The organism is Microbulbifer maximicatervae (SeqCode) (assembly GCF_052467305.1).
Map to the genome: position 1 here is coordinate 1,775,932 of NZ_CP174306.1, position 25,142 is coordinate 1,801,073.

Annotated in this window: 21 protein-coding genes; 15 read left to right on the top strand and 6 right to left on the bottom strand. The window is 50.2% G+C overall.

Features of this window, described 5'->3' with window-relative positions; all coding sequences use genetic code 11:
• The first annotated feature begins 10 nt into the window (after nt 1-10).
• Nucleotides 11-511, top strand: coding sequence for a GNAT family N-acetyltransferase (locus tag ACJJI4_RS07980; RefSeq protein WP_444927668.1), 501 nt, complete (start codon nt 11-13; stop codon nt 509-511).
• Nucleotides 512-548: 37 nt separating this feature from the next.
• Nucleotides 549-1,103, top strand: a complete 555-nt coding sequence (locus ACJJI4_RS07985; protein WP_444905401.1) for an RNA 2'-phosphotransferase — start codon at nt 549-551, stop codon at nt 1,101-1,103.
• A gap of 167 nt (nt 1,104-1,270) precedes the next feature.
• On the opposite strand, the gene ACJJI4_RS07990 is transcribed toward ACJJI4_RS07985, so the two are convergent.
• Nucleotides 1,271-1,540, bottom strand: a complete 270-nt coding sequence (locus ACJJI4_RS07990; RefSeq protein ID WP_444897134.1) for a DUF1330 domain-containing protein — start codon at nt 1,538-1,540, stop codon at nt 1,271-1,273.
• 571 nt (nt 1,541-2,111) lie between these two features.
• Here ACJJI4_RS07990 and ACJJI4_RS07995 point away from each other — a divergent pair.
• A complete protein-coding gene (locus ACJJI4_RS07995; protein WP_444927669.1) occupies nt 2,112-2,825 on the top strand; it encodes a hypothetical protein in 714 nt (237 codons plus the stop codon).
• Between the two features lie 83 nt (nt 2,826-2,908).
• Here the strand turns inward: ACJJI4_RS07995 and ACJJI4_RS08000 are convergent, their stop codons facing one another.
• Nucleotides 2,909-3,286 (bottom strand): hypothetical protein, encoded by a 378-nt coding sequence (locus ACJJI4_RS08000; protein WP_444927670.1) that lies wholly within the window; start codon nt 3,284-3,286, stop codon nt 2,909-2,911.
• A gap of 682 nt (nt 3,287-3,968) precedes the next feature.
• Here ACJJI4_RS08000 and ACJJI4_RS08005 point away from each other — a divergent pair.
• A complete protein-coding gene (locus ACJJI4_RS08005; RefSeq protein ID WP_444927671.1) occupies nt 3,969-5,930 on the top strand; it encodes a GMC family oxidoreductase in 1,962 nt (653 codons plus the stop codon).
• Nucleotides 5,931-5,976: 46 nt separating this feature from the next.
• Here ACJJI4_RS08005 and asnS read toward each other — a convergent pair whose 3' ends face one another.
• The 3 genes from asnS to ACJJI4_RS08020 form a co-directional block, all read right to left on the bottom strand.
• Nucleotides 5,977-7,383 carry an asparagine--tRNA ligase gene (gene asnS, locus ACJJI4_RS08010; protein WP_282932626.1) on the bottom strand — a complete coding sequence of 469 codons (1,407 nt, stop codon included), beginning with the start codon at nt 7,381-7,383 and terminating at the stop codon, nt 5,977-5,979.
• A gap of 199 nt (nt 7,384-7,582) precedes the next feature.
• A complete protein-coding gene (locus tag ACJJI4_RS08015; RefSeq protein WP_444927672.1) occupies nt 7,583-8,056 on the bottom strand; it encodes a L,D-transpeptidase family protein in 474 nt (157 codons plus the stop codon).
• 167 nt (nt 8,057-8,223) lie between these two features.
• Nucleotides 8,224-8,520 carry a hypothetical protein gene (locus ACJJI4_RS08020; RefSeq protein WP_282932628.1) on the bottom strand — a complete coding sequence of 99 codons (297 nt, stop codon included), beginning with the start codon at nt 8,518-8,520 and terminating at the stop codon, nt 8,224-8,226.
• Nucleotides 8,521-8,782: 262 nt separating this feature from the next.
• Between ACJJI4_RS08020 and ACJJI4_RS08025 the strand changes: the two genes are divergently transcribed.
• The 5 genes from ACJJI4_RS08025 (at nt 8,783) to ACJJI4_RS08045 (ending at nt 14,206) form a co-directional block, all read left to right on the top strand.
• Nucleotides 8,783-10,417 carry an alpha/beta hydrolase gene (locus tag ACJJI4_RS08025; RefSeq protein WP_444927673.1) on the top strand — a complete coding sequence of 545 codons (1,635 nt, stop codon included), beginning with the start codon at nt 8,783-8,785 and terminating at the stop codon, nt 10,415-10,417.
• Nucleotides 10,418-10,468: 51 nt separating this feature from the next.
• On the top strand, nt 10,469-11,710 hold the full coding sequence (locus tag ACJJI4_RS08030; RefSeq protein ID WP_444927674.1) for a lipoprotein-releasing ABC transporter permease subunit: 1,242 nt from the start codon (nt 10,469-10,471) through the stop codon (nt 11,708-11,710).
• Between the two features lie 69 nt (nt 11,711-11,779).
• Nucleotides 11,780-12,532 (top strand): lipoprotein-releasing ABC transporter ATP-binding protein LolD, encoded by a 753-nt coding sequence (gene lolD, locus ACJJI4_RS08035; RefSeq protein ID WP_413665861.1) that lies wholly within the window; start codon nt 11,780-11,782, stop codon nt 12,530-12,532.
• Nucleotides 12,525-13,784 carry a lipoprotein-releasing ABC transporter permease subunit gene (locus tag ACJJI4_RS08040; protein ID WP_444927675.1) on the top strand — a complete coding sequence of 420 codons (1,260 nt, stop codon included), beginning with the start codon at nt 12,525-12,527 and terminating at the stop codon, nt 13,782-13,784. Before lolD ends, ACJJI4_RS08040 begins: the two co-directional genes overlap by 8 nt.
• Nucleotides 13,785-13,834: 50 nt before the next feature.
• A complete protein-coding gene (locus tag ACJJI4_RS08045) occupies nt 13,835-14,206 on the top strand; it encodes a hypothetical protein (RefSeq protein ID WP_444912945.1) in 372 nt (123 codons plus the stop codon).
• Here the strand turns inward: ACJJI4_RS08045 and ACJJI4_RS08050 are convergent.
• Nucleotides 14,203-14,727 carry a DUF2062 domain-containing protein gene (locus ACJJI4_RS08050; protein WP_413665638.1) on the bottom strand — a complete coding sequence of 175 codons (525 nt, stop codon included), beginning with the start codon at nt 14,725-14,727 and terminating at the stop codon, nt 14,203-14,205. The genes ACJJI4_RS08045 and ACJJI4_RS08050 overlap by 4 nt on opposite strands.
• A 312-nt stretch (nt 14,728-15,039) precedes the next feature.
• Here ACJJI4_RS08050 and ACJJI4_RS08055 point away from each other — a divergent pair, with 312 nt between their 5' ends.
• The 6 genes from ACJJI4_RS08055 to ACJJI4_RS08080 all read left to right on the top strand — a co-directional run bounded on the left by ACJJI4_RS08055 (nt 15,040) and on the right by ACJJI4_RS08080 (nt 25,011).
• Nucleotides 15,040-15,720, top strand: a complete 681-nt coding sequence (locus ACJJI4_RS08055; RefSeq protein ID WP_282932633.1) for a GntR family transcriptional regulator — start codon at nt 15,040-15,042, stop codon at nt 15,718-15,720.
• A 3-nt stretch (nt 15,721-15,723) separates the two neighbouring features.
• The gene (prpB, locus tag ACJJI4_RS08060; RefSeq protein WP_444927676.1) at nt 15,724-16,602 is read left to right on the top strand and encodes a methylisocitrate lyase; all 879 of its coding nucleotides are present in this window, start codon (nt 15,724-15,726) and stop codon (nt 16,600-16,602) included.
• 110 nt (nt 16,603-16,712) lie between these two features.
• The gene (prpC, locus tag ACJJI4_RS08065) at nt 16,713-17,840 is read left to right on the top strand and encodes a bifunctional 2-methylcitrate synthase/citrate synthase (RefSeq protein WP_444905390.1); all 1,128 of its coding nucleotides are present in this window, start codon (nt 16,713-16,715) and stop codon (nt 17,838-17,840) included.
• 126 nt (nt 17,841-17,966) lie between these two features.
• Nucleotides 17,967-20,564 (top strand): Fe/S-dependent 2-methylisocitrate dehydratase AcnD, encoded by a 2,598-nt coding sequence (gene acnD, locus ACJJI4_RS08070; RefSeq protein WP_444897150.1) that lies wholly within the window; start codon nt 17,967-17,969, stop codon nt 20,562-20,564.
• A 3-nt stretch (nt 20,565-20,567) separates the two neighbouring features.
• Nucleotides 20,568-21,746 (top strand): 2-methylaconitate cis-trans isomerase PrpF, encoded by a 1,179-nt coding sequence (gene prpF, locus ACJJI4_RS08075; protein WP_444927677.1) that lies wholly within the window; start codon nt 20,568-20,570, stop codon nt 21,744-21,746.
• Nucleotides 21,747-22,371: 625 nt separating this feature from the next.
• Nucleotides 22,372-25,011 (top strand): TonB-dependent receptor, encoded by a 2,640-nt coding sequence (locus tag ACJJI4_RS08080; RefSeq protein WP_444897152.1) that lies wholly within the window; start codon nt 22,372-22,374, stop codon nt 25,009-25,011.
• Nucleotides 25,012-25,142: the final 131 nt, after the last annotated feature.

The window sequence follows — 25,142 nt, forward strand, 5'->3', positions numbered from 1 at the left end:
GTTTTTTCGAATGATTGAATTAAGAAACATTGAAAAGAATGATGAAGCACTACTGGTTGAGTACTTAAATGATGAGTCTGTGCTTAAGTATTTGTCATCGAGAATTCCTCACCCTTATACATTGGAAGATGCTGCTTGGTGGGTTGATAAAGGTTGTAGTAAGGAAGGGGTTGTAAAGGCAATAGAGTACAGAGGGGCCTTTTGCGGGATTATAAGTATGCGCGAGCAGCTGTTTGAGCATTCTCACTCCGGTGAGGTTGGATATTGGGTTGCGCGAGAATTTTGGGGGAGAGGAATTGCTACTATTGCTTTGGCTCAGTTTACTCGTGAGATTTTTTCTTCACAAAATATTGTCAGGCTTTATGCCTCTGTCTTTTCTGGAAATGTCGGATCAATGAAGGTTTTACAGAAGGCGGGGTATAAGCATGAAGGGACTTTAAGCTGCTCAGTAAAAAAAGGGGGTATTTATTTTGATGAGTACATTTTCGCCAAGGTGAATGTCCCATCATAAAATTTCGAGTTAAATTCTTAGTTGTGGAATATTAGAATTGAATAGAGATACTGAGTTCAGTAGAGAGCTGAGTAGGATATCAAAATACTTCAGCTACCTGCTCAGGCATAAGCCTGAAGCCATCGGCTTGTTTATGGATGAGAATGGATGGGTGGCAGTTGATGAGTTGATTCAGAAAACTGTAGACTTTGAGCTAAACAGGGATTTGGTTTCTGTCGTTGTGGAAACCAATGATAAGCAGCGGTTTTCTATAAGTGATGATGGTCTTTCTATCAGAGCCAATCAGGGACATTCTGTAGATATTAATTTACATTTAAGCCCCCTTGAACCACCAGGTGCGCTTCTCCATGGCACTGCAGAGCGTTTTGTTGAAGATATCCTCGCGCAAGGACTGAAGAAAATGCAAAGGCATCATGTTCACTTGTCAGAATCTGAGGCTGTTGCTCGATCTGTTGGTGCCAGGTATGGCAAGCCCGTACTGTTAAGGGTGGAGGCAAAATCCATGCATCGAGATGGTTTTGATTTTTATCGCTCGGCTAATAATGTGTGGCTGGTTGATCATGTGCCAGTCAAGTATATGAAGTTACTTTAAAGGCAGGGGTTATCAGTATTGTTATATGGTTACTGTTAGTGGAGGGATACTCTAGCGTCAGCTTATTTATAAAGGAAGAGCCATTGATCAAGATACACCCCTTGAATGGATAGGCCTATTGGGGGTGAAGATAGCTTTATAAATTTCTATGCCAAAATAAGGAATAATTATAATTTTTCTGTATACCAAATTTTTGGAGTCACAAGCACGCCAGCCTTCTTCTTGGCTTCTTCAAGTTCACTACTATTGACAAATTTAATGGCATGCTCCTTCGAAGGAAATTCATGGATCACGGTCACATTATGGTGATTATCAATTTCCCGGTATACGGATGTGGCAGTAGCACCCATTTGCTCAACTATAGGCATAAACTCCTTTAGCGCTCTGTGCCATTCGTTGAAGTCCTTAACATTTGCGTGTACAAATAGATGTATCATATGGATACCAGTTGGTCAGTAGATGCTGCGAGTTATACAACCTTGTGAATAGTTATAGTCGTTAGCTATTCAGGGTCAAGTTTTAAAAAGGTTCCCAATAGTAGCCTTTGGGTCGCATCGGAGATGTTTGGCAGGTGGTTGGGGGTTGGTTGTTATAATAAGCCTTTAAATTTATTAATTGTATGGAGTCAGGAGATTTGACTTAAATAGTGTGGTTAGTAAGCCGCTATCTTGTGAATCAACCTTTGCCCCTTATTGCTTTGCCTACTTGCTAATTAAATTTACGGGAAAAGTACAAGCTCCGTATATTACTATTTAATTTTTTGCGATGAGGTAAATCCAAATAGGTACGATTGTTTTGTTTTGGTTTTTTTATAAGGTTCCAGTCTAAAAATAGTAATTTTAACTTATTGATTAGCTTTTCTGAGTAAGTGTATATTTCTATTTATTCCTGCCCATTAATGAAAGTAGATAGCCTGGCGGTGATTTTCGCAATGTGGCGTGTATCTACTGTGTTGAAATTTTCTGGTATCGGTAGATAGTGATACCAAGGTTTGATTTTTAGTGCATATTGAAATTTGATTTTTTTCTGGGGGAGCTTATGGATCTGACTATTTCTATTTTAGGGCATGCACTTACAGCTATCGCGGCTCTTTTGGCAATTTATGGGAAGACATGGGATGAAACCCAAATTGGCCTGAAAAGGGTAACCAGGATAGGCGGTGTTGCAGCCGGGGTGGCAGTTGTTGGTCTGGCGCTTTCAATCTTTCAGACTATCGATAAGTATCAGGAAAAAGCTGCTTATAAGGAATATGCAATTTCAAAAATTGAAAAGGGGTGGAGCAATCTTTTTGTTCCCTTTGAGGCGCTCCACTACCAGGTGACAGGCTTGAAACCCAAAAAGGGGGAGCACCTGGCGTTTGCCGAGTTGGTATTGAAGGAAAATCTATTGGCCAGCTTTGATAAGGTGGACTTTAAAGAAGTTCATCGATTCCCCAAGTTTGGGACAGTTGGGAATATGGTTTGTGCACAAACACTTTCAGGTATGGGGACGGTTTCCAGATATATTGAAGAGTACTCAGATCATTTGGATTTAGAAATCAAGGCTTCGGTAGAAGAGTTGCAGTTAATGCCTGCTTTTTCCACACTAATACGATTTGGCGGCTGTCCCGGTATTAAGGGGCGCTCAGTCAACGATCCTGATCGTTATCAGGGGAAATTTGATACTCCGGAAATGCGAGCTTACATCAGGAAGTTAATCGCATTTCAGAAATTAATAGGCTAGGGGGTAGGTACTTAGTGGAGAGACAGCAAAACGGCAGCTCAATAGCATACCGTTTTGCAGTCGGCCGTGATCAGGGGCATATATCAGACGGCTCGACCTTGCTTCTTGAATATTGTGATGGCGCTGGTAGTGAGTTCCTTGACTAGAGCCTCAAATTTTTGCAACGGCATATTTCTAGCCGGAGCAATATTCAATAGGTGCTCGCTGACTTGAACGAGTTTCAACCCTTTGGGGGGGTGAATGTGGGCGGGAAATCTACAAACCCATCCTGTTAGTGGTAGTTTGTTGATAGCTTCTCTATCGAGAGCTTGAATTCCTTTGCCGTTGGCAATGATTACTTCGATATCATCAAGGTGGGTGGTATCAATGTTTTGGGGTTTTCTTGGTGTTGAGTTAGGTTTTCTAAAACTCTCGAGTTTTAAAAGTTCTTCGTAGGTGATATAGAGCTCTTTTCCAGACATTCTGATCTCCTTCTCACGGTCATCAACTAAAACTTGTGTCCGATGCTCCTGAGGATTTTGGGTTGAATCGGATCGCTTTTATTTTTTAGTGTTTATTAATCTAGTTGTTATTCCAAGAATCGCAATCAAATTCGATGATTGCATCATATAGACAGATTGATACTTTGGGCAATGTTTTAAGCTCTCAATAGGGGGGCTAAGAATATTCCAGCGACTGATTGTGTAGAAAATTCACGAAAACCGCCGTTGTGATCTGAGTTTGTTACTTGCCGGACTGGGGGATTTATTATTTTAAGCGTTGGCGTAATGCTTAAAATAATAAACTGCCTTGCAGTTATTCAAATTTATTTATGTTTCCTTTTTGAGGTGGTGTTTGAAGGTTTATCTGGCTGATTGAATTTTGAAGCGTGACCTTTGATTTTGGCTAGCTTAAAAACTCGTTTTCCTTTTATTTGATGCCTCATAGGTGCTTCTCTTCTGGGGTCTCCAGGTGGAATGGGAGAGGTTTATTTAATTTCATTTAAGAAGTCTTGCGTCGATATATCTTTTAGGCATGTGATACATCCTCGCGCTGGTAAGTAGGTCGAGTTTTAGATTAAAGCAATCCCTGTAAGACAGAATTGCAAAAGCTGGCGTGCATAATGCTTATCTCGGATACAACGTATAAAAATGGATAAGCACTATGGAAGAGAAGGATTCGATTGACAAGAAAGTGTCGAGCAAAAAAATTAGCCGTAGAAATTTTACTAAAGGAGCGGTGCAACTGGGTATTGCTGCCAGCGCGGCTTCGACAGGATTGGTTTCCGCTCTCTCAATGTTGGATCGGAATTTCTATGATCAATATGACTACGTGATTGTTGGGTCCGGTGCGGGTGGAGGGCCATTAGCGGTAAATTTAGCAAAGGCGGGATTTTCTGTCTTGGTGTTGGAAGCTGGTGCTGATGACCCTAGTGATGACACCCATAATATTCCAGCATGGCACCCCTTTGCGTCTGAAGACCCCAAATTGAGCTGGGACTTTTTTGTTAAGCATTATGCGGATATCAATCAGCAGAAACTGGACGAAAAATATGTTTCCGGGAAGGGAATCCTCTACCCACGGGCGAGTACTATCGGTGGTTGTACCACGCACCACGCACTGATTACGGTCTATCCACATAACAATGATTTTGACCGCATAGCACGGGATACAGGGGATATTTCCTGGGATAGCGCAAATATGCGGCGATATTTTGAGCGTTTAGAGCGTTGTGAATATGTGCCCCGCCCAATTTTCTCTAACCCATCCCGCCACGGTTTTGATGGTTGGCTGCCTACGAATCGCGGCAACCCCGCGTTATTGCTGGAAGACCCGGCGATCTTGAAAGTTGCGCAGGCTGCGCTGGCCAAGTATGGGCTCGAAGGGGCCCTGGAAAAAATTATCAGCGGCAATCTTCGCTTGGATATCAATCATTGGGACGTGGCCGGTGGCCAGGAAGGGCCTTTTATCGCCCCTATGGCAGCAGATAGTCGAAACCGCCGTACCAGTGTGCGCGAATACCTCTTAGATACCCAGTCAGTTTACCCAAACTTGCTTCATATTCGTACAAATTCACTGGCAACTCGTGTGTTGTTTGAGGGAAATACTGCTGTTGGAGTGGAGTTTTTAGAAGGGGCGAGCCTGTATAAGGCAGATCCTTACCATGACGAAAGCGGTACTGCCGGAGTCTTGAGGCAAGTGCGGGCAAATCGCGAGGTTATCTTGTCTGGAGGGGCCTTCAATAGCCCGCAACTTCTCAAGTTGTCGGGAATTGGTCCCGCCCATGAGCTCCGAGATCACGGCATAGAGCCCTTGCTAGATCTGCCTGGGGTAGGAGAGAATCTCCAGGATCGCTATGAGGTCGGAATCGTTAGTGAGATGAGTGAGGATCTTGCCCTTCTTAAAGATTGCACTTGGGGGGAGGGGAATGATCCCTGCTTAAATCGCTATCGCTATGGCTGGTTCAATCAGGGGCCCTACAGTGGAAATGGTCCAGTATTGTCTCTGGTCAAACGTTCCAAACCGGAGCTGGAAGATCCCGACTTGTTTATTTTCGGAGTGCCCTCCGATTTCCACGGATACTTTCCCGGGTACTCCCAGGCGTTGCGGGACTACAAAGACCGTTTCTCCTGGATTGTACTGAAAGGCCATACGAACAATACCGCCGGGCGTGTGACCCTGCAATCTGCTGATCCCAGGGACACACCGGAAATCAACTTCCACTATTTTGGTGAGGGTAATGATGCTCTGGGAGAAGACCTTCAGGCAGTTGTTGAGGGGGTAAAAATTTCCAGGGATATTATGTCGGGCCCTATTGTGAGCAAGCATGTCTCCAGGGAATTATTGCCCGGTAATGAGGTTCAATCAGATCAGCAAATTGGCGAGTTTGTTAAGAACCAAGCTTGGGGGCATCACGCTTCCTGTTCCAATAAAATGGGGCCTGCCAGTGATCCTATGGCAGTTGTCGACAGTAAATTTCGGGTTCACGGCACCAATAATTTAAGGGTAGTGGATGCTTCGGTGTTCCCCCGAATTCCTGGTTTCTTTATTGTTGTGCCGGTTTATATGATTAGTGAAAAGGCGAGCGATGACATCATTGCTGCAGCAACTGGACTGAGCGCTTGAAGGTTTGTATGTGAAATAAAAAGCCCCGCGTTGCGGGGCTTTTTATTTAGAACGAGATGTTCTTCGGTGTGCGCGGGAAGGGGATTACATCGCGGATGTTGCCCATGCCGGTCACGTAGGACACGATACGATCAAAGCCCAGGCCAAAGCCCGCATGAGGCACGGTGCCGTAGCGGCGGAGGTCGCGGTACCAGTCCAGGTGTTCCTTGGGTACATTCATTTCATCCATACGCTCATCGAGCTTCTCCAAACGCTCTTCACGTTGGGCGCCGCCGATAATTTCGCCGATTCCCGGTGCCAGAACGTCCATTGCGGCAACAGTTTTACCATCGTCGTTCATGCGCATGTAGAAGGCTTTAATATCCTTCGGATAGTTCATCACGATAACTGGCTTTTTGAAGTGCTTCTCTGCCAGGTAACGCTCATGCTCAGAGGCCAGATCAATACCCCAGGATACGGGGAACTCGAACTTCTCTTTGCAGCTTTCCAGGATTTCAATCGCTTCGGAGTAGTTGATGCGGGCGAAATCGTTGTCAACGATATTTTCCAGGCGGCTGATAGCCTCCTTGTCGATGCGCTGGGCAAAGAAGGCCATATCATCGGCGCGCTCTTCCAGTACCGCCTTGGATACATACTTCAGCATTTGCTCGGAGAGGTCGGCTACATCTGCCAGGTCTGCAAAGGCCACTTCCGGCTCAACCATCCAGAACTCTGCCAGGTGGCGAGTGGTATTGGAGTTTTCTGCGCGGAAGGTGGGGCCGAAGGTGTACACCTTGGACATGGCCAGGCAGTAGCTCTCAACATTCAGCTGGCCGGATACAGTGAGGAAGCTCTCTTCGCCGAAGAAGTCCTTGCTGTAGTCCACCGCACCCTTATCTGTGCGCGGCAAGTTCTCCATATCCAGGGTACTGACCCGGAACATCTCGCCAGCACCTTCACAGTCAGAAGCGGTGAGAATTGGGGTGTGCACGTAGAGGAAGCCGTTCTCGTGATAAAAACGGTGAATCGCTTGGGCGATACAGTTACGTACGCGGGCTACGGCACCACTGACATTGGTGCGCGGGCGCAGGTGAGCGTGTTCGCGCAAGTGCTCCATAGTGTGGCGCTTGGGGGACATGGGATAGGTATCCGGGTCTTCCACCCAGCCGACAACCTGGACTTCGGTGGCGAGCAGTTCGATAGACTGACCCTTGCCTTCGGATGGTTTGATGGTACCGAGGATATCTACCGCGCAGCCGGTAGTCAGGCGCTGCACTTCTGACTGGTAATTGTGCAGGTGATTCTCAGCAACGACCTGGATCGGATCAAAGCAGCTGCCGTCATGTACGGCCAGGAAAGAGAGGCCGGCTTTGGAGTCGCGGCGGGTTCTGATCCAGCCTTGAACGCGGACTTCTTCGCCCTCGCGACCGCTGGATTTCAATAGGCTATCTACGGATTCGACTTTTACTGTCATTTTCTATCGGTTTCTCATTAGTCCGGAAGGTGGTGTTCTGTCAGCTTGCCTAAAAGTTGACCACCCCACCAAGGTGAAGTTACGGCGGGCATATTGACTGGTTGTAGAGGGGAAATCCAGTCCCTTGGCTATCGGGCAGTTCTTCAAAATCTCCCTAAGGACTTTGAAGAGCTGATATGGCCTCTATCTTGGTGATGTTTCACCAGCGGATTGCAATGGGGGTGCCGATTTTTACGAGAGCCATAAACTCATCCATCTCGTCATTGGTAAGGGCAATACAACCATCGGTCCAGTTAAAACGTTGGGTGATTGGAGCGAACCAGCCGAGTCGATTGCGCTGGCCATGGATCATAATGAAGCCACCTGGAGAGACTCCCCGAGCCTCAGCTTGAGCGCGGTCTTCGGCATTGGGGTAGGAGATATGCATTGCCCGATAATAAGAGGAGTCTTCTTTTTTGTAATCCAGCGTGTAGTGTCCCTCAGGGGTTTTTTCATCGCCTTCCTGCTGCTTGTGTCCTTGGGGTTGCCCGCCGAAGGCGACATGGTAGCTCTTTATAACCTTGTCGCCACCGAGCAAGTGCATTTTGTTTTCGGACTTAATCACTTCCACCAGGGTGACTTCAGCCTGGGCAATAGTGGTTAATGCAAAAAACAGAATGGCGATATAGCGCACGGCTTGTAACTCCGGTTGGAGGTGGTTGCTTCAGGTTGCTGTGATCTTAAATTTCCGAATCAGCAAAAGAGTGGGGCTGAATTATCTTGCAGCTGCAGCTAGAGTGGGGTGCTTCACTTTGGGTGAGGCAGGCAGCTTCAGTTGAGCGCCTGCCAGGATGTGCTAGATCAGCCGCTGGGTTTTTTCACTGTGTGTAGGACGGTGTCCTGTTCAAAGAAAACGTAGAACTCGCCGTATTCCCAGCGCGTGATAGCGGGTTCGCCAATTGGCCCTTCAATACCAAGGGGTTCTCCCAGGCGTGAGGTCACATCATGTTTTTTAAGCCCACGGACTTCTTCAATGGTGAGCTCCCCACCCTGGGTGCCTACGGGTACTTCAATGGTTGTCGCCTGGGCGCCAAAAGTAAGAAGTAGAGCCATTGAGCCAGCGAGACAATTCAATCCGCTGCGGAGTCTGCTGAACATTTTTTGTTCTCCGATGTAGATGTTCCATTAGCCGTCCCATTAAAACAGAATTTCCGCCAATGCTCCTGTTCTTCTTCACGTTTTCGCGCCAAAAATAGAAACAAATGCGCCTCTTTGGAATATTTGGTGCAATGAGTTGGCGCCTATATTCTTGCAGCGTTATTACTTCGAGTTTTGAATCGATTGAGCAGCAGAGGGTGGCTGATTGCCGAGGCGCCTATGCTAGGCTGTTAATTATGCTTGGCTTGTCGAGCGGACAAGAATGAGGCTGGTTAATACCTTTTCAATTCTCGGCCTTCTTATTGGTTCTATCTGCTTTGCGCTCTCCCTTACGCCATCCCTTATTCCTCGCAGTGATGTAATGCAGGGAATACTGGGCGGCGTCGCATTCTTTGTCGGCTATGTTTTCGGCGTCTTTCTGAGTTGGCTTTGGAAATACCTGGGTATCCCCAATCTGCCGATTTCCACATGGCAAAGACGTCTATTTGATCGAAGTGTATTAGCCGTATGTCTCCTTCTTTTTCTTGTTTCTCTCTGGCAGGGAGTGAAGTGGCAGAACTCTATCCGCGCCCTTATGGGTATGGAGCAGGTTGGATCCGTAGAGCCTATTACGATCGCTGTAATATCTCTCCTCATGTTCCTGGTGTTGTGGTGCCTGGGAAAAGGGTTTCAGCGAATAGTCCTCCTGGTGGCCTGCTATGTGGAGCAGCATGTGCCCGAGCGAGTGGCGATGCTTGTGGGTGTATTGGCGGCTGTGCTTCTTTACTGGGCTGTTTTTAATGGGGTGCTATTGAAGGCAGGTTTGCATGTGATTTCATCGACCTATCAGCGGCTAGATAATTCTTATGCGAAGAGTATTCCCCCTCCGGCAGACCCCAATCTTCCTGGTGGCGCCAATTCGCTGATTAAGTGGGATGACATTGGCAATCAAGGGCGCCGGTTCTTAACGCTGGGGCCGACAGATGAAGAAATAAGAGAGGTGGCTGGTTCTGCAGTACAGCCCATCAGGGTTTTCGTTGGGCTTGATAGTGCTGTGACGCCCATGAAGAGCGCTCAGTTGGCGCTGGAGGAGTTAAAGCGGGTTGGTGCATTCCGGCGTGAGATCTTATTAGTGGCAACTCCAACCGGCGCCGGCTGGGTTGATCCCGGTGCTGTAAATTCTTTAGAGTTTTTGTATCGAGGTAATACCGCCACTGTTGCGGCGCAGTACTCCTATCTATCCAGCCCGATAGCACTGATGGCGGATGATTCTGAGGGGCTCGAGTCGGCGCGAGCACTGTTTAAGGTCATTTATGATTATTGGGCGGAGTTGCCAGAAGATGAGCGGCCCCGAGTTTACTTGTTTGGCCTCAGTCTTGGCGCTCAACTTTCCGAAGACTCCTTCGACTTCTATGACATTATCGATGACCCAATTGATGGAGCCCTTTGGGCTGGGCCGCCCCTCGGTGTAGGCATGTGGAGCCGGATTGTCAGAAATCGAGATCCGGGCACTCCCGCCTGGCTGCCAGAGTTCAAAGGGGGGGAGGTGGTGCGCTTTGGTAATCAGTACGGAGGCTATATTGGTCGTGAGCCATGGGGTGAGTTCAGGATTGCATTTTTGCAGCACGCCAGTGACCCGATAGTATTCTTTAGTGTGCGCTGGGCGCTGGAAAGGCCCGACTGGTTGAACCATCCCAGAGGACCTGATGTATCGCCGGATCTCCAGTGGTACCCTTTAGTTACCGGCTTGCAGCTGCTGGCGGACTTAAATGTAGGACTCGCTCCATTATCTTTTGGCCATCGGTATACCCCGTGGGGATACACTTTGGCGTGGCTCGCCCTTACAGAGCCAGAGGAGTGGGATGAAGAGGCGTTGAAGCGCCTGAAGGCCCAGCTCAAGACTTACAACGTTCGGTAAACTTGCCTAAATCTTTGGATTTCCTGACGTTTTTCCGTTTAAATCGACCCTATGTTAAAACCTGTCCCCCTATTTATTGGTCTGCGCTACGTGGCTGCCCGCCGCAGGCAGCAGTTTATTTCCTTTATCAATGGCTTTTCTCTACTGGGAATGGCCCTTGGTGTTTTTGCGTTGATTGTTGTCGCTTCTGTTATGAACGGCTTCGATCGTGAGCTTAAAACTCGAATACTAAGTGTTGTACCTCACGGCTTTGTCGAGCGGGAAGGCGGCCTTGTGGACTGGGAGACACCTGCACGGCAGTTGGAAGCTCAGCCACATGTCGAAGCGACCAGCCCTTTTGTGAATGGCTACGCCCTCTTGAGTGCTCATGGCAGCAGTCACGGTGCCCAGTTCCAAGGTGTGGAACCGCAAGCGCTGCGCAAGGTGTCTACCGTCGGTGAGCATATGGTGATGGGTAACCTGGATTTGCTCGAGCCCCGCAGCTACGGGGTGGTTCTGGGGCGAATCCTTGCCCATCAGCTCAATGTGATTCCCGGAGATTCGGTAATACTGACCCTGCCAGAAGTCAGCGTGACCCCCGCTGGTATATTCCCCAGAACAAAGCGTTTCACGGTTGCCGGTGTTTTCTCTGTGGGTGCGCAGGTGGATCAGAATGTCGCGCTGATCAATATTGAAGACGCTGCGCGCCTGACCCGGATGACGGGTAAGGTCCAGGGGCTGCAGTTGCGCTTTGACGATATGGACAATGCGTTGGGGCTTGTTTCTGTCTATGCAAATGAGCTGGGCGAGGGTTTTCAGGGGGAAGACTGGGGGGACTCCCAGGGAAGTCTTTTCCAGGCAGTTAAAATGGAGAAGACCGTTGTTACGTTGATGCTGATGATCATTGTCGCCGTGGCCGCATTTAATATTGTCTCCGCATTAGTGCTGATGGTTGCGGATAAACGCTCCGATATAGCGGTGCTGCGAACATTGGGGCTCACCTCCCGCCAGATTATGGCGGTGTTTGTGATTCAGGGGAGTGCCATTGGCATTATCGGCGCTTTTGCCGGTGCTGTTTTAGGTATCGTGATAGCGATGAACCTGACTGAAATGGTGACCTGGATTGAGTCGGTGGTAGGCGCCAAGATATTTGATCCCCGTGTTTTCTTTGTTAGTTACCTGCCTTCTGAATTTCGCGTCGGCGATGCGGTAGTGGTGTTAACGGCAGCAATTTGTATGAGTCTGTTGGCAACGATATTTCCTGCCTGGCGAGCGGCACAGATTGAGCCAGCGGAAGCTTTGCGTTACGAATAATTTATATAAATCCATGGCCGATCTGTTGTTGGCGTGATTTATAGATGTTGAGAGACAGCGAATAGTTTGATGAACAGTCGAGTGGAAATAGATACGGAAAAAGCACAGCCAGCTCCGGCCCCGGATGGTGCTGTTTTGGCTTGTCGGCAATTGCGCAAACATTATCGCCAGGGAGGTCGGGATCTGGAGGTTCTGAGTGGTGTTGAGCTTGAGGTAAAGCGGGGCGAGAAATTGGCCATCGTCGGCGCTTCGGGCTCTGGTAAATCGACACTGCTCAACTTGCTTGGTGGCCTCGATACCCCAAGCTCCGGTGAGGTCTGGGTTGCGGGTAAGAATCTCGCTGAACTCAACGCCAATGAGCGGGGTTGGTTGAGAAATAGCAGTCTCGGTTTTGTATACCAGTTTCACCATTTGCTTAACGAGTTTTCCGCCCTGGAAAATGTCGCCATGCCATTACTGATCGGCAAGCGTTCAGTTGCCGAAGCTCGCAAAGAGGCCGAGGCCATGCTCACGGCGGTAGGCCTGGGTGAACGCATGGGGCACAAGCCATCACAGCTTTCTGGCGGTGAACGGCAACGGGTGGCCATTGCCCGGGCACTGGTGACAAGACCCGCCTGTGTTTTGATGGATGAGCCCACCGGCAATCTGGATCGGGCTACGGGGGCAGAGATCCACAAATTGATGGATCGCTTGAATCAGGAGATGGGAATTAGCTTTGTGATCGTTACCCATGACCCGGATCTGGCGGCGGCCCTGGATCGCTGTCTGCATCTGATCGATGGGCGGCTGACCGCTGACTGGCACCAGGGTGATCATGTTTAAGCCACTTCCCGCTTATATTGGGCTTCGCTATGCCGGTGCCCAGCGCAGAAATGACGATTCGGCCGGTTTGGTCTCATTCATTTCCGGTTTATCGATGATTGGTTTGATCCTCGGTGTCGCCTTGATGATTGTGGTGATGTCGGTGATGAATGGTTTTGACCGGGAGTTGCGCGAGCGAATCCTGGGAATTATGCCTCATGTCACTATTTACAACGGGAGCCCTGATGTGGATTGGGCCCAGTTGCGCCAACAATTGGTTTCCGACCCTGCGGTTCTCTCCGCGGCAGAAGTGTGGCAGGTCAATGCGCTCGCCAGGCGTGGGGCTGAAGTGACGCCGCTGTTGGTGCAGGGGGTCAACCCGGAGACAATTACTGAAGTCTCCAATATCGGGGACTTTCTTGAATCATCATCCTTCGATGCCTTGCTTGACCCGTCTGAACCGGGTGTGGTTCTGGGTAAAGGGCTCGCTGAAAAGTTGGGGGTTGAGGCGGGTGATTACCTTTCCCTGATCGTACCAAATAACGATAGTGCCACCGGTGCACGCAAGGCAGCCAGGGTTGCTGGATTTAAAGTGGCGCAGGTTTTTCACTCTGGCACTGTATTGGATCAATCTCTCGCCCTGGTTGCCTGGCAGCAGGCCAGGGCTCTGGCTGGAGGTAGCGGTGGGGCAGGGGTCCAGTTACGGGTCAATGAAATGCTCGAGGCGAACTGGATTATGCGGCGTCTTCTGCAAGACTTGCCACGGGGCAATTTCTACGGCACTGATTGGAGCCGAACCCACGGCAACCTCTACCAGGCTATTCAGATGTCCCGCAACCTGGTGGGGTTACTGGTTTTCCTGATTATTGCGATTGCCGCTTTTAATGTGGTTTCCACTTTGGTGATGGTGGTTATCGATAAGCATGCTGATATCGCCATCCTCCGTACTATGGGGGCCAGTACCCGACAGATTTTGCTGACTTTTGTGAGTCAGGGGGCGCTGGTCGGGCTTGTGGGGGCTGTAGTTGGTGGTGCGTTGGGGGTGTTGGGCTCGCTGACGGTGACCAAATTGGTAGCGGGCCTGGAATCAATGCTCGGCATCCAGTTCCTAAAGTCTGATGTCTATCCCGTGGATTATTTGCCGTCCCAGTTGGTGTGGGGAGACGTGGCACTGGTTGTGGCGGCGGGCTTTCTGCTTAGCTTGCTGGCAACTTTGTATCCGGCGCTTAAGGCCAGTCGGGTTCAGCCGGCAGCGGCCTTGCGCAATGAGTAAGTCGGGCCGGGCTTTTGGGTAGGGTATCAATTTTTAGAAGATATCTGCCGGTGCCCGCCGCAATTTTGGCTTGGGTGCTGGCTGCTTGTTTTACCTTGATGCTGGATGGGTGGTACCTAAGGGTTTTTTGTCCGCCTGATATGCGTAGTGGTTCTGTTTGCTACGCAGAGGGGTGGGAGATCTGGCCCATTTGGATTGTTTCACTGGGGGCGGTACTTTCAGCGTTTATGGTGGTGTGGGCGGCCGCGTTGGCTGCGGCTACTGCCAAAATTAAGGTGGCCCGCAAGGCTTTATTTGTTGGAGCTATTGCAGCTCTGGTGCTAGGTGCTCTTACCGAGTATTACCTGCAGGCATTGCTGGCAATTGCTTCAGGGGCTTTTGCCTGTTGGTGCCTGCAGAGGGTTTACAGTGGGAAAAATTAACTGACCGCTGATCGCCTTTGGATTCGCAATTTCCATCTTTTCACAACGTGCCAGCGCCAGAGGGCACGCATGGCAAAATAGGCCACTGTCGCAAAGAATGCCCCGGCAATCAGAGAGCCGGTAAATAGTGGCAGCCAGATCTTCCCGACTTCACTGGTCAACCATTCCCACGACAGTTCGATGCTGAAATCCACCGGTGGCGCCCCTAGAACCCAGGCGCCGAGCTTGTAAGTGCTAAAGAAAATAGCCGGCATGGTGATTGGGTTGCTGATCCATACAAGAATCATCGACAAAGGTAGATTGCAGCGCAGCCAAAGTGCGAGCAGGGCGGCAATAACCATTTGCCCTGGCAAGGGGAGGAAGCTGGTAAATACGCCAACCGCAAATGCGACCGAGACTGAGTGTCGATTCAAATGAAAAAGGTTGGGGTCGTGGAGAAGAGTCCCCAGAAATTTGAGGCCGTTGTTGGCTCTAACTTCTTCGGGGCTTGGCAGCCATCGCCTGATAATACTCTTCGGCATAACTCTGTCTGTAACCTGGGTGGTGGCAGCCTAAAACAAGCGCTGTTCCGAGGCCTGGATATTCTTTCTGTGGGATTTTCCCTAAGCCCCAAATAAAGCATAGAGCGCTCGCGTTAGTCGAACAGGCTCATCTGGCGCGGGCGCTATTATGCCCACTTAAACATGGCAAGACTACTGCTCTGTTGAAAGTCACCTATTTTGCCCTATTGTCAACAATCCTTAATGTTTAATCGTAGATGCCTGCAGTTGACGAGAGAATGCTGGTGATTTAATGTCATGCCCCATTAAGATTGTCGACAATCCAGGTCTTGCATGACTGTAGTTGGTACTGCCGGTTCAGCTTCAGAGGAGCGTCAAAGCCTTGCTGAACGCTTATTTCTGACTTTGCGCGCTGAAATTGTGGAGGGGCAAATCGCCTCTGGCAGCAAAATTAGCGAGCCGGAACTGGCGCGCCGCTTTAATGCCAGTCGCGGGAGTTTGCGCGAAGCAGTGATGCGCCTGGAGTCTTTGGGGCTGCTGGAACGTAAGGTCAATGTCGGAGCCCGGGTTGTAGAGTTAAGTGAGCGCGGCTTACTGGAACTCTATGAAGTTCGCGAAGCCCTCGAGGGTATGGCTTGCCGTCTGGCAGCGGAACAGCGCACCGAGGAAGACCTGGTCGAGCTGCGCCAAATGCTCTACCACCATGAGCAGCAGGAAGAGCTGCAGGCCGGTAAGGCGTACTTCCAGCCGGAAGGGGATTTTGATTTTCATTTCCGCATCGTGCAGGCATCAAAGAATGATCTTCTGATCGATACCCTGTGCAATCGACTTTATTACCGTGTTCGTATGTATCGCTACCAATTGGGGATGGCCAGTCCCCGGGCCCAGCGGGCTTTCCGCGAGCACAACCATATTATTGAGGCCATTGAGGCCGGGGATGGTGAGCTGGCGGAGCTGTTAATGCGCCGGCATATCCGCGCCTCGAGAATAAACATTGAAAAGAAACTGAGGTAGAGCATGAGCCAAAAGCCTTCTGCTGGCGCGCGTTTCCGCGCTGCACTCGCCGAGAATCAACCGCTGCAAGTGGTTGGTACCATCAACGCCTATTCCGCCATTATGGCCGAACGTATTGGTCATAAGGCGATTTACCTGTCTGGCGCCGGTGTTGCCAACGCCTCCTACGGTCTGCCGGACTTGGGTATGACCAGCCTCGATAATGTACTGGAGGATGTGCGCCGTATAACTGCTGCCAGTGAGTTGCCGCTTTTAGTGGATATCGATACTGGTTGGGGTGGCGCTTTCAACATTTCCCGCACCATTAAAGAGATGATCCGCGCTGGAGCCGCTGCAGTACACATCGAAGATCAGGTAGCGCAGAAGCGCTGCGGCCACCGCCCGAATAAAGAGATTGTTTCCAAGCAGGAGATGGTCGACCGTATCAAAGCGGCAGTAGATGCCCGTACCGATGATGATTTCTTTGTAATGGCTCGCACCGATGCCCTTGCACAGGAAGGACTCGATGCGGCTATTGAACGCGCCCAGGCTTGTATTGAGGCTGGCGCCGACGGCATTTTCGCGGAAGCGGTTACTGAACTTGAGCACTATCGTGCCTTTAAAGACGCGCTAAATGTGCCGATTTTGGCGAATATTACCGAGTTTGGTAAAACCAAGCTGTATAACGCCAAAGATTTGGGCGAAGCGGGCGCAGATATCGTACTGTATCCACTGTCGGCGTTCCGTGCGATGAACCGCGCGGCGGAAAATGTTTATACCAGTATCCTGCAAAATGGCGATCAGCAAGCGGTTGTCGACACCATGCAGACTCGTGAGGAGCTGTACAATTACCTGAATTATCACGAGTTTGAGCAGAAGCTGGACGAACTTTTCAATAAGTAGGCATTACGGAGTTATTCAGAGGCTCCCAAGCAGCCCGGTGCGAAAGCCGGGCGCTGCGCTTTCAATTGGATGAACACAGCAAATGTGTATACAACAGGGGAAATAAGAAGATGGTAGAGAAAGCATTGGGCGGTGCTGGTCTGCGCGGCCAGGTAGCAGGTAAAACTGCACTTTCTACAGTGGGCAAATCCGGTTCCGGCCTGACTTACCGCGGTTACGATATTAAAGATCTGGCCCAGCACTGTGAGTTTGAAGAAGTTGCCTACCTGATTTTCTATGGGGAATTACCCACTGAGGGAGAGCTGGCGGAGTACAAGGCGCTGCTGAAAGCCAAGCGTGGCCTGCCGCAAGCATTAAAAGAAGTGCTTGAGCGCATTCCGGCTGATGCCCATCCTATGGATGTAATGCGCACCGGTTGTTCCATGTTGGGTAACCTGGAAGGTGAAGAATCCTTCGCCCAGCAGTTGGATAAAGCCAATCGCCTGCTGGCCGCATTCCCCTCCATAATCTGCTATTGGTACCGTTTCACCCACGACAATGTGCGCATCGAAACTGAAACCGATGACGACAGCATTGGCGGCCACTTCCTGCATATGCTGCGCGATGAGAAGCCCAATGAACTGCACGAGCAGGTCATGAACGTTTCCCTGATTCTGTATGCAGAGCACGAATTTAACGCATCTACTTTTACCGCTCGCGTTTGTGCCTCCACTTTGTCCGATCTGTTCAGCTGCATCACCGGTGCTATCGGCACTCTGCGTGGTCCTCTGCATGGTGGTGCCAACGAAGCGGCAATGGAACTGATCGAGCGTTTCTCCAATCCAGACGAAGCAGAGAAAGAACTGCTGGGCATGCTGGAGCGCAAAGAGAAGATTATGGGCTTCGGCCACGCCATTTACCGCGAGTCCGACCCGCGCAATGAGATTATCAAAGGCTGGTCTGAAAAGTTGGCTGAAGATGTTGGTGATACCGTGTTGTACCCGGTATCTGTTCGCTGTGAAGAAGTGATGTGGCGTGAGAAAAAATTGTTCTGTAATGCAGACTTCTTCCACGCTTCCGCGTATCACTTTATGGGTATTCCCACAAAATTGTTTACCCCGATTTTTGTAATGTCCCGCGTTACCGGCTGGGCTGCACATGTATTCGAGCAGCGCGCTGATAACCGCATTATTCGCCCGAGTGCGGAGTACGTAGGTGTTGAACCCCGTACAGTAACTCCAATCGCTGAGCGCGGTTAATTTTCATTTCACTTTTGAAATGAGGCACACCCGGTGTGCCGGCTCCAGGTTGCCTTTGGTGAGTGGCCTGGAGCCACCCTCAGAAGAGATACGATTTTAAAAAAAGATTCGACTGATTTACCTGCTATGAATACTGATTACCGCAAATCACTGCCCGGTACAGACCTCGATTATTTCGATACCCGAGCCGCTGTTGACGCGATCCAGCCCGGAGCCTATGCCAAACTGCCGTATACCTCACGTATTCTGGCGGAAAACCTGGTGCGTCGCTGCGAGCCGGCAAAACTGACCGACTCCCTGAAACAGATTATTGAGCGCAAGCGCGAGTTGGACTTCCCTTGGTTTCCTGCCCGAGTGGTGTGCCACGACATCCTCGGCCAAACTGCGCTTGTAGACCTGGCCGGTCTGCGCGATGCCATTGCCGATAAAGGCGGTGATCCTGCCAAGGTAAATCCAGTGGTTCCCACCCAGTTGATTGTGGATCACTCCCTCGCGGTAGAGCACCCCGGATTTGAGAAGGATGCTTTTGAAAAAAATCGTGCGGTAGAGGAGCGTCGTAACGAAGATCGCTTCCACTTTATCAACTGGACCAAAACCGCATTTGAAAACGTCGATGTGATTCCCCCCGGAAACGGCATCATGCACCAGATCAATCTGGAGAAAATGTCTCCGGTGGTGCAGGTGCGCGAGGGTGTGGCCTTCCCGGATACCTGTGTCGGTACCGACAGCCACACGCCGATGGTAGACGCTCTTGGTGTGATTTCTGTGGGTGTTGGCGGCCTGGAAGCTGAGAGCGTGATGCTTGGCCGCGCCTCTTATATGCGTCTGCCGCATATTGTTGGAGTGGAGCTCACCGGAAAGCTGCAGCCGGGTATAACTGGTACCGACTTGGTATTGGCTCTCACTGAATTCCTGCGCCGCGAGCGCGTGGTTGGAGCCTACCTGGAGTTTTACGGTGAGGGGGCTTCCAACCTGACCCTGGGCGATCGCGCCACTATTTCCAATATGACTCCAGAGTATGGCGCTACTGCGGCCATGTTCTCTATCGATGAGCAAACCATCGACTACCTCAAACTCACCGGCCGTGATGATGAGCAGGTAGCTTTGGTAGAGAAGTTTGCCAAGGAAACGGGCCTTTGGTCCGACACCTTGAAGGATGCCGAATACGAGCGGGTACTGAAGTTTGACCTGGACACAGTCGGCCGCAACCTTGCTGGCCCCTCCAACCCCCACGCGCTGCTGCCGGCCTCGGAACTGGCTAATCGCGGTATCGCTAAAGCCTGGGAAGAGAAAGCCGGTGAGATGCCCGATGGTGCTGTGATTATTGCGGCGATTACCAGCTGCACCAATACCAGCAACCCGCGCAATATGATTGCCGCAGGCCTGATTGCCCGCAATGCGAACAAGCTCGGCCTGACCCGTAAGCCCTGGGTGAAATCCTCCCTTGCACCGGGCTCCAAAACGGTAAAAATGTATCTGGAAGAGGCCGACCTGCTACCGGATCTGGAGCAGATGGGTTTCGGCGTAGTGGCTTTCGCCTGCACCACCTGTAACGGCATGAGCGGTGCCCTGGACCCGAAAATCCAGCAGGAAGTGATCGACCGCGATCTGTATGCTACTGCAGTCCTGTCCGGAAACCGCAACTTCGACGGTCGTATCCACCCCTATGCCAAGCAGGCTTTCCTGGCTTCGCCGCCGCTGGTCGTTGCCTACGCTATTGCCGGCACCATCCGGTTCGATATCGAAAAAGATGCGCTGGGATACGATGGGGAAGGCAACCCGATTACCCTGAAAGATATTTGGCCCAGCGATGAAGAGATCGATGCGATCGTACGTCAGAGCGTGAAGCCACAGCAGTTCCGCGATGTGTATATTCCCATGTTTGAAGAGCGGGATGCCGCAGAAGAGCAGGGCCACGCACTCTACGACTGGCGCCCGATGAGCACCTATATCCGCCGCCCACCTTATTGGGAAGGTGCCCTGGCAGGCGAGCGCAGTTTGAAGGGCATGCGCCCTCTGGCGGTGCTGGGTGACAATATCACTACCGACCACTTGTCTCCGTCCAATGCCATTCTGGCCAGCAGTGCTGCCGGTGAATACCTGGCGAAAATGGGATTGCCGGAGGAGGACTTTAACTCCTACGCGACCCACCGCGGCGACCACCTCACTGCCCAGCGTGCAACTTTCGCCAATCCGAAGCTACTCAACGAAATGGTGCGCGATGATAACGGCGAGGTCCGTCAGGGCTCCCTGGCTCGTGTCGAGCCGGAAGGACAGGTTACCCGTATGTGGGAAGCCATCGAGACCTATATGGATCGCAAGCAGCCGCTGATTATCATTGCGGGTGCCGATTATGGGCAGGGCTCCTCCCGTGACTGGGCTGCGAAAGGTGTGCGCCTTGCGGGTGTGGAAGCGATTGTGGCCGAAGGCTTCGAGCGAATTCACCGCACCAACCTGATCGGTATGGGTGTACTGCCGCTGGAGTTTAAGCCGGGCACTACCCGTGAAACCCTGGGTATCGACGGTACCGAGAGTTTCGACGTAATCGGTGAGCGCACTCCCCATGCCACGCTGACCTTGCTTATCCACCGTGCCAATGGTGAGACGATTGAGGCTCCTGTTACCTGTCGATTGGATACCGCAGAAGAAGTTTCCATTTATGAGGCTGGGGGTGTTTTGCAGCGCTTTGCCAAAGACTTCCTCGAAGCAGAAGCGACGGTCTGAGTTATGAAGTTTGCTCCTCAAATAAAAATCCCCGCGACTTATATGCGCGGGGGAACCAGCAAGGGCGTTTTCTTCCGCTTGCAAGATCTGCCCGAAGTTACACAAGTGCCGGGGCAGGCCCGTGACAACTTGCTGCTGCGCGTGATTGGTAGTCCAGACCCCTACGGTAAGCAAACCGACGGTATGGGTGGCGCTACTTCAAGCACCAGCAAAACGGTAATTTTATCGCCCAGCGATAAAGCCGATCACGATGTGAACTACCTGTTTGGTCAGGTTTCCATCGATAAGCCGTTTGTTGATTGGAGTGGTAACTGCGGCAATCTAACTGCCGCCGTGGGTGCCTTTGCCATCAATAGCGGTTTTGTAGAGCCCGCCAGAGTGCCAGAAAATGGCATCTGCACCGTGCGCATCTGGCAGGCCAATATTGGCAAGACCATTGTTGCCCATGTACCTATGACCAATGGTGAAGTTCAGGAAACCGGGGACTTTGAGCTGGACGGAGTGACTTTTCCGGCGGCTGAAGTGGAAGTGGAATTTATGGACCCTGCCGACGGTGAGGGTGCCATGTTTCCTACCGGTAACCTGGTCGATGATCTGGAAGTGCCCGATGTAGGTGTGCTCAAGGCCACCATGATCAATGCTGGCATTCCGACAATTTTCGTCAATGCAGAAGATATTGGCTACACCGGCACTGAATTGCAGGATGCCATTAATGGTGACAGCAAAGCACTGGCGATGTTTGAGAGCATTCGCGTTCACGGTGCGGTAAAGATGGGATTGGTTCCTAACATTGAAGAAGCTGCCAATCGCCACCATACCCCTAAGGTTGCTTTTGTCGCTAAACCGCAGGATTACACTGCATCCAGTGGCAAGGCAGTGGCATCTTCTGAGGTCGACCTCCTCGTGCGTGCCTTATCTATGGGCAAGTTGCACCACGCCATGATGGGCACGGCAGCAGTAGCCATTGGCACCGCTGCAGCGATCCCGGGCACTTTGATTAACCTTGCAGCTGGCGGGGGTGAGCGCAGCTCTGTTTGCTTCGGCCACCCATCGGGTACCTTGCGTGTGGGTGCTGAAGCCAAAGAGGTCGAAGGTCAGTGGGCTGCTACCAAGGCTATTATGAGTCGTAGCGCTCGAATCCTAATGGAAGGTTGGGTGCGAATACCTGGCGATAGCTTTTAGGACTTTGGTGATTTCTTTACAGGGGGCCTTTTGGCCCCTTTTTATTTTCCTACTGTAAAAACAATTAGGAATCGGTTTTAAATTTTTACTCCAATGAAATTTTATATTCCCTATATATTTAATTTTGTAGGCGAATATTAATCTCAGTAATCCTGACAATAACTTTTCTTCCGGTTTTCCTGTGTTTTCCGGTAGGTTTTTATCTGAGAAAAAAGCTGTGTTTTTATCATTGTGAGACAGGGCTTGCCTTAATAGTCACATCCAGGTCTGTTTAGATATAGTCTTTATTGCTCAGCGCACGTATATTTAAGGCCTGCTGTTGGGATGCGAGGCGTTGGGTGAGCAAGCAGATAGACTCTAAAAAATTCCCAATATTCGTAGAAAGCTGGTATATGAATCCTACGGTTTCAGTACTTACTTGACTTGCTGGTCGCAGCTAGTGACAACAAATTGTGAACTAGTCCTCTTTGTCCTAGTCGCGATCCGCTCTATCGTATCTGAGTTTCTTACGTCCCTTCTTTTTGAGATTTTAGCCTAGCCGCCGTACTGCCGACGGCCCTATGGGATGGCCATTCATTAAAAAATAAATGTGGCTTTCCTTTTGCAGCAGATTGGAGAGACATCAATGAGAATTAAAAAACCACTTACCTTTGCAATTGCAATGGCAAATGTCGCGGTAGTGTCGGCTTGGGCTCAGGAAGATAGCCAACAGGATGACGATTGGGCGCTGGAAGAAGTAACGGTTACCGCAACCAAGCGCGAAACCAACCTGATGGAAACCCCCGTAGCAATCAGTGCATTTACGCAGGAAGAGCTGGACCGTCAGGGTATCAAAAATATTAAGGACCTGGGCAACACTATCCCCAATGTGGATATCGGCTACGATGCCTCCCAGTCCTCCCCAGTAATTTCCATGCGTGGTGTACGCTCTACAAACACCAGTGAATTGGGTGATCCGGCGGTAGGGTTACACTTTGACGGCATTTACTCAGCGCGTCCCCAGTCTGCAATGGCAATGATGTTTGACTCCGAGCGGGTTGAAGCCATGCGCGGACCTCAGGGTACCCTATATGGACGCAACTCTACCGTTGGTGCCATAAACGTTCTCTCCAAGAAGCCAGTAATCGACGAATTTGAAGGCAACGTCGGCGTTGAATACGGTAGCTGGGATCGAGAAATGGTAAGAGGGGTGATCAACATACCCGTCTCCGACACCTTTGCTCTTCGTGTATCTGCCATGAGCGAAACACGGGACTCCTACCTTACTGGTTACTACGATGCTAACCAATATGACAATCGTTATTTCAGCGCGGATAGTCTAGGCGCAACCCCTCTCGCTGATGATGCTGAGCGTACATTTATTCAAAGCAATAACTGGTGGACATCTGAGGATGTTTCTCTGGTAAAAGCCGACCCTGAAGACTTCTACGGTAATGTTGATCAACAGGCGATTCGTATTGGCGCCTTGTGGGAGCCAACAGAGGATATTTCCTGGTACACCGTTGTCGAACATTATCAGGATCAAAGTGCCGGTGGTATTAATACCATTGACTGTGAAAAGGCCGCGAAGCGGACAGATGAAACAACTTGTGAAACTTATTATGGTCCTGGTGCTGACGAGTACACAGTAGCAGTAAACGTTCCCGGCAAGCTTGACCTGACCATGGATGCATTCCGTTCCAACTTCCGTTGGGATTTTAGTGACAGCATGGCGTTTGTATATAATACAGGTTATGCGGTACAGAATCGCAGTAACTTGATTGATGCTGATGCTGGTCGCAATAGTTGGGATATGAGCATGAGCATCACTGATGCAGAAAATGTCTCATACTCTCATGAGCTACAGCTGCAATCTACTGATGATGGCCCCCTTGAGTGGATCACAGGTCTATTCTATTTTCATGAGTCTAACGACCTGAATGGCTATTTCTTGGCATCACTGGATAATTCCGTTTTCTGGCGTCAACCGGAGAGAAATGTTGATGCACTTGGGGCATTTGCTCAGGCGACTTATAGCCTCACAGACACTCTGCACCTCACATTTGGCACTCGCTATACTTATGATGAAAAAAGTGATGAGGGGGGTAATAACCTAAGTTGCCGCCGTGATTGGTCACTGGATACTGAAATAACTGGCGAATACGGGTGTTTTCCTGCTTATAACCATCCGACCTTCAGTGAGCTACCCTCCGACTACTTTGCGGATGACTCCATTTATTCCATCGATACTTACAATGATGTCGATGATAATTGGGAAAATGTCGATTATCGTCTTGGGGTCGATTACGATCTGACTGACGATATAATGCTCTATGCTTATTTCGCAACCGGGTTTAAGTCTGGTGGCTTGGGTGATGTTGTTTACAAATACGCGCAGGACCCTGAGACTGCCGAAGATATTCTCGATGCAGATGGCAATCGTGTTGTAGAGCAAACTTTTAAAACCAACTATGATGAAGAAACGGTTGACACCTGGGAGTTTGGGGCCAAAGGTAGTTTCCTCGATGGTCGCTTGAATCTTGCCGGTACATTCTTTTTCTCAAAATATAAAGATATGCAGCTGGCCGCTCCAGATGTTGCCTATACGTTTTTGGTGAGAGAGGTTGATGATGCAGGCGAACTTACAGGGGAAATCACTTCAGAACCCGCGGTAATTTATCGAACCAAGAATGCTGCGCATTCAGAAATTAAAGGATTTGAGTTTGAATTTGACTGGGCTCCGTATCCAAATGGCCATATCAGTGGTTTTGCAACTTGGATGCGAACAGAGATCACGTCCGATTTCGTAAACCGCTGGAACTATAACAACCCATCACTGTTTGAGATTACTGATTGGGCTGCGGCTCATGATGACAGCAACCCTGAGCTCTACCGTAACCTGAAGGGTAACGAACTGCCGGTATCGCCTCAGTACAGTTTCACTATTAACTACGACCATACCTTTGAGCTGGCTCACGGTGGCGCAATTATTCCGTTCATCAGTGTTCACTGGGAAGATAAGTCATACCTGACCTTCTGGAATGTTGACAAGCATGACTTCCCGGTTGGTGATACCTCTGCATTTGATGATAGCCGTGATCCGTTCTGGATGATTAATGCTTCCATTAAGTACGTAAGCCCCGACGATCAGTGGAATGTTGAAGCTTATGGTTATAACCTGACCGATGAAGTTATTCCGTACTACGCGGAAGGTAGCGATGCACTGGTGTCTGGACCATTCTCTACCCCAGCTAACTATGGTGTACGTTTCAACTACAACTTCTGAGTAGTTATTGCTACTCCATAATAAAAAAGCCGGACCATTTTAAATGGTCTGGCTTTTTTATCTCTCGCGTGTGGTATCAAAGCTTCTTACGAGTTCTATAGCCTTGTTAAGACATACAAGTATCTTGAGGT